Here is a 4456-nt window from a genome sequence, read left to right as displayed (position 1 = left end):
GGGTAAAGTTGCTGCCCGGACCCGCCTTGACGATGGCATCACGGGTGATCGTCGACACGGCCTTCGGCGCGGTCTGCACCGACATCATGCCGCCACCGAGCGACAGCGAGTCGGCACTGACCTGCACCGAGGACAGCTGCTGCACGCTACGCAACGTGGCGTTGTCGTTGGTGGTGTTGGAGGTGCTCGATGCATTGGCATTGCCACGCTGTGCGGCAACCGCGCCGGCAGCAGGCTTGCGTGCCCCTTGGGCGCTCTGATCGGCAGCGTCCTGAGCCACCGCCATGCTGGCGGACATAGCGAAGACAACGGCAATCGCCACGGAAAGATGGGTTCGTTTCATTTTTAAAAGTCCGACATTCCAAGTGGTTGAATTAACCGGCCGCAACTCTCGGCCGAATGCGCGGAATGAGCCGATGCCCCTCGCCAGAAGGGAACCCTGTCGCATTCATGCAAGCCCAAACCTTTTGCCAGCTCCAAAGCGCCAAAGCGGCCTCAAAAAGCATCGCAAGTATTTGCAAATAAACGTAATTTCATGCCGTTTAACGTAATTTTAAACGTTTATTCCGGGCGTAAAAAAACCCGATCGGTCAAGATCAGGCAAGAAATTACGAATCAGTCTCCCACACCGGGATTTCGAGTTCCCTATAAACCCGTAATCACAGTCGCGCTTTGCAATTACATTAGCATGATCACATAGGTATTTGACAGTATCTTTACGACTGCCTCACGACATGCGGATGCGTACGCAAGGACGTGCAGCGGGCCATGGAAGCTTGCGGTGGCTCGATCAGAAATCCCTGCAGATCTTGAGGGCCGCTTTGTCGGCACGTGGCCGACAGCGTATCAGCGAGGCGATTTCAGTCGCGTCTGTCGCGGCTGAAACCGCTCCCACGAACACTAGGCAACGCCTCACTTACTTCTTGGGAGCGATTTCAGTCGCGACGGACATGCCTCACGGCAAGTTCGTGTCGCGACTGAAGGGAACCTCGAAAAACTTGCTTTCTGTGGGAGCGACTTCAGTCGCGACAATCGTGCCTTACCGCAAGTCCTTGTCGCGACTGAAGTCGCTCCCACAACGATAGGATCCGCTTTCGCTATATTCGGGCGATTAAGAGGTTTTTAGAGGTTCCCTGAAGACCTGCAGAAAAGCCGGTTATCGGGATCGTCCCGAAACCCGCGGCGTCCGCCTCAGCTTCATTCCGTTGCGGCCTTACCCAAATAGCGCGCGCGCTTGGCGGGCTTCAGATTGGCCAGATCGAGCATGACCAAGCCATCGACACAACCGGAGAAGCCCGGATCCTCACCAAAACCAAGGAACTGCACACCTTCGGGTTCGACCAGGTCGACGTACTGGCGATACAACACCGGCAAGCTCACGCCCAACGCATCCAGGTGATGCTTGAGCTTGCCCAGCCCCGCGGCCGGATCGAGCCCTTCGAGCGCATGGCGCACCAAGTCGAGCACATCCTGCGATACCACAAATGGCTGACGTGCCGATGCCAAGCCCGAAACACCGAAGTAGTGCTGATACGCAGCGGCGATCCACTCGCGCGCTTCGCGTGGCAGGCTGACCGACATGCTCACGGGGCCAAACAGATAGCGCAGCTCCGGGTGGCGCTGCAGATACAGCCCAATGCCCTGCCATAGCTGATCGAGCGCGCGCGAACGCCAGTAGGCCGGTGCGATGAAGCTGCGTCCCAGTTCCAATCCCTGGGACAGGCGCGACTCGAGCGCCGGCGAATAGTTGAACAAGCTCGACGTATACAGACCGGCCATGCCGCGCTCGCCGATCAGTCTCCCGCCATGACCGAAACGGTACGAACCGACCACGTGCAAGGCTTTGGGATCCCACAGCACCAGATGCTCGTAGTGCGGATCGTAAGGATCCAGATCGCGACGGGCGCCCGTGCCCTCGCCCACCTTGCGGAAAGTCAGTTCGCGCAGACGACCGATCTCGCGTAACACAGCACTGTCAGCAGCGCCCTTGAACAACAGCACCTGCTTGCCGTCGTTGAGATCGGCCAGCTTTTCGGCCTGTGAAGCCAGCTCGGCAACGATACGCTCCGTCGGCTCCGGGTGCGCCAGCGGCGCTTGACCGCCGAAGATCAGACCACGGCGGCGACCGATACGATAAACGTGACGGCGCATCAGCTTTGCAGCCTGTTCCGTCGAACCGCCACTACGTTCGCTCAATTCCTCGGCGCTGATCAATTTGCCGACACTGAAGGCGATCCGCCGCTGCATGCGCGATACAGCCTCTCGCGGCAACATCGCGGTACTCAACGGCTTGGCCAGCATCGACAAGCCATAGAACATCGCCGAGTTGCGAGCAGCTACATGGATAGGCAGCACCGGCGCCTTGCTGCGGTGAGCCAGACGGGCAAAACCATCCGCCCAGCGCCCATCGCGCACACCGGCCGGCCCCATCCGCGAAACTTCGCCTGCCGGGAACACAATCAATGCTTCGCCGCGATCGAGCGCACGATAGACCTCGCGCAAGCGCGATGCCGCCCCCTTGCCGAATACATCCACCGGCAGCAGCAATTTGTTCAATTGCGGGATCAAGTTCAACCAGTCGTTGCCCAGGATGCGCACATCGCTGCGCACCGAGCCGACCAGTTGCAGCAAGGCCATCGCATCGAGCATACCCAGCGGATGATTGGCGACGACAAGCACGCCACCCTCGACCGGGATGTTCTCCCGCTCGCGCGGGTTGATGCGATAGCTCACTCCGAGCACGTCCAGTGCGCGTTCGACGAAATCGAAGCCTTCGTAGGCAGCGCAATGTTCGATGGTCCGGTTGAACCCGGCTTCATCGGCCAACATGCCCAGCATGCCGGCAACGGGCCGGCGGATCTTGGGGTGTTGCGCCAGCCATGGCAAACGTTCTGTGAGGGTCTGTTCAACGCTGAGCATGACCGCCTCCTTAAAGGATATGCACGATCCTGGGGCCGGATTATGACAGCAAGGTGATGCTGTTGGGACTAAGATTTTGCGAGATGACGCGACAAGCCTCTTTTTTTCAACGCAGGCTGCAAACGTCGCTCAAACTGTTAAATGCAAGTAAGCGGCCACGCCACCGAGGAACATCTGCACCGACAATGCAATCAGCAACATACCCATGACGCGCTCCAGCGCAGTCAGCACGCTCGCGCCCAAGTAACGGAACAGATATGTCGAGCACAACAGGATCACCGCGGTCGCCAGCCATGCGCCTAACAGTGCAATGGCCCAATCGGCTGTGCGCCCCGGCTGGGTATTGGTCAGCAGCAGCAGCGCCGCCATAGCCGAAGGGCCAGCCACGCCTGGAATCGCCATCGGTACGATAAAGGGCTCGCCTTCGCCCGCCTTGCCGAAAATGCCCCCGGTCACCGGCGGAAACACCATGCGGATGCCGATCAGGAACAGCACGATCCCGCCGGCGATGCTGATCGACTCCTGGCGCAACTGCAGCAGTTTGAGAATGTGCGTCCCGCCGACCAGAAATACCAGCAGCACGCCTAGTGCGATCAGCAATTCGCGAATCAGCACCCAGCGCCGGCGCTTGGGTGCCACATCCTTGAGCAGGCTGAGAAAGATCGGGATATTGCCGAGGGGATCCATGATCAGAAACAGCAGGATCGCCGCCGACAAGGTGGTCATCTGCGTTTCCATGCATCTTCCTTGTATTGAATAACGATCACGCCGACAGCTCCGGACGCAGGTCAAGAATCTTGCCACGGGCTGGCGCACCATCCGCGCTGAGCAGATAGACCGCGGCGATAGCTGTGGCATCCGGCAGCGGATGAATGTTGGTGTCTTCGCCGAAATAGGCCTGCCGGCGGACCGCCGTGCGCATCGGTGCCGGCAGCAGGGCATGCACGCGCAGCGGGCTGGTGTCGGTTTCCTGATGCAGGATTTCCACGAATCGCTCCAGCGCTGCCTTGGATACGCCATAGGCGCCCCAGTGTGCACGGACGAGCAGATCGGGATTGTCCAGCACAAAGACCGCAGCCGAATCCGGTGCCTGTTGCAGCAATGGCATGCAGGCCTGGGTCAATGCGAACGGCGCCGACACATTGACGTGCAAGGCACGCAACCAATCATCCGGTTTGTGCATGGCCAACGGCGTCAGTCCGGCGAAGCTCGTCGCAGCATGCACGATGCCGTCCAAACGCCCGAAATCCCTTTCGATGCCTTCGGCCATCGCCGTATAGTCACGTGGTGTGGCCACTTCCATATCCAGCGGATGGATGATGGGCTCAGCCAGCGATTCGGCGAGCATGGCGTCATAGAGCTGCTCGAGCTGACGCTTGCGCTTGCCAGTAATAATGACCGTGGCGCCAGCGCGCGCGGCAGCCCTGGCCACCGCGCTACCGAGGCCGCCATAGGCACCGGTGACGACGATGACGCGTCCGGCCAGATGCTGCTCGCCAGGCTGCCAAGTGGCGGGGAAACGTATGCCGGGCAGGCT

3 protein-coding genes and 1 pseudogene are annotated in these 4456 nt (G+C 60.0%); all 4 read right to left on the bottom strand.

Annotated features, from left to right (window positions below; translation table 11 throughout):
- Positions 1 to 343 (bottom strand): annotated as a pseudogene (locus tag VIM98_RS07830) (TonB-dependent receptor); the annotation flags it as partial.
- 854 nt (positions 344 to 1197) lie between these two features.
- The gene (locus VIM98_RS07825; RefSeq protein WP_331992538.1) at positions 1198 to 2919 is read right to left on the bottom strand and encodes a lysophospholipid acyltransferase family protein; all 1722 of its coding nucleotides are present in this window, start codon (positions 2917 to 2919) and stop codon (positions 1198 to 1200) included.
- A 129-nt stretch (positions 2920 to 3048) separates the two neighbouring features.
- Positions 3049 to 3645 carry a YhgN family NAAT transporter gene (locus VIM98_RS07820; RefSeq protein WP_331992540.1) on the bottom strand — a complete coding sequence of 199 codons (597 nt, stop codon included), beginning with the start codon at positions 3643 to 3645 and terminating at the stop codon, positions 3049 to 3051.
- A gap of 37 nt (positions 3646 to 3682) precedes the next feature.
- A complete protein-coding gene (locus VIM98_RS07815) occupies positions 3683 to 4453 on the bottom strand; it encodes an SDR family NAD(P)-dependent oxidoreductase (protein WP_331992539.1) in 771 nt (256 codons plus the stop codon).
- Positions 4454 to 4456 lie beyond the last annotated feature (3 nt).

Source organism: Dyella sp. (genome assembly GCF_036568765.1).
Lineage (GTDB): Bacteria > Pseudomonadota > Gammaproteobacteria > Xanthomonadales > Rhodanobacteraceae > GSA-30.
Note: the sequence above shows the minus strand (reverse complement) of the source record. Positions and strands in the feature narration are given on the sequence as shown.

Excerpts from the sequence above, each read along its gene's own strand:
- VIM98_RS07825 (WP_331992538.1), bottom strand. The coding sequence starts at position 2,919 with ATGCTCAGCGTTGAACAGACCCTCACAGAACGTTTGCCATGGCTGGCG.
- VIM98_RS07820 (WP_331992540.1), bottom strand. The coding sequence starts at position 3,645 with ATGACCACCTTGTCGGCGGCGATCCTGCTGTTTCTGATCATGGATCCC.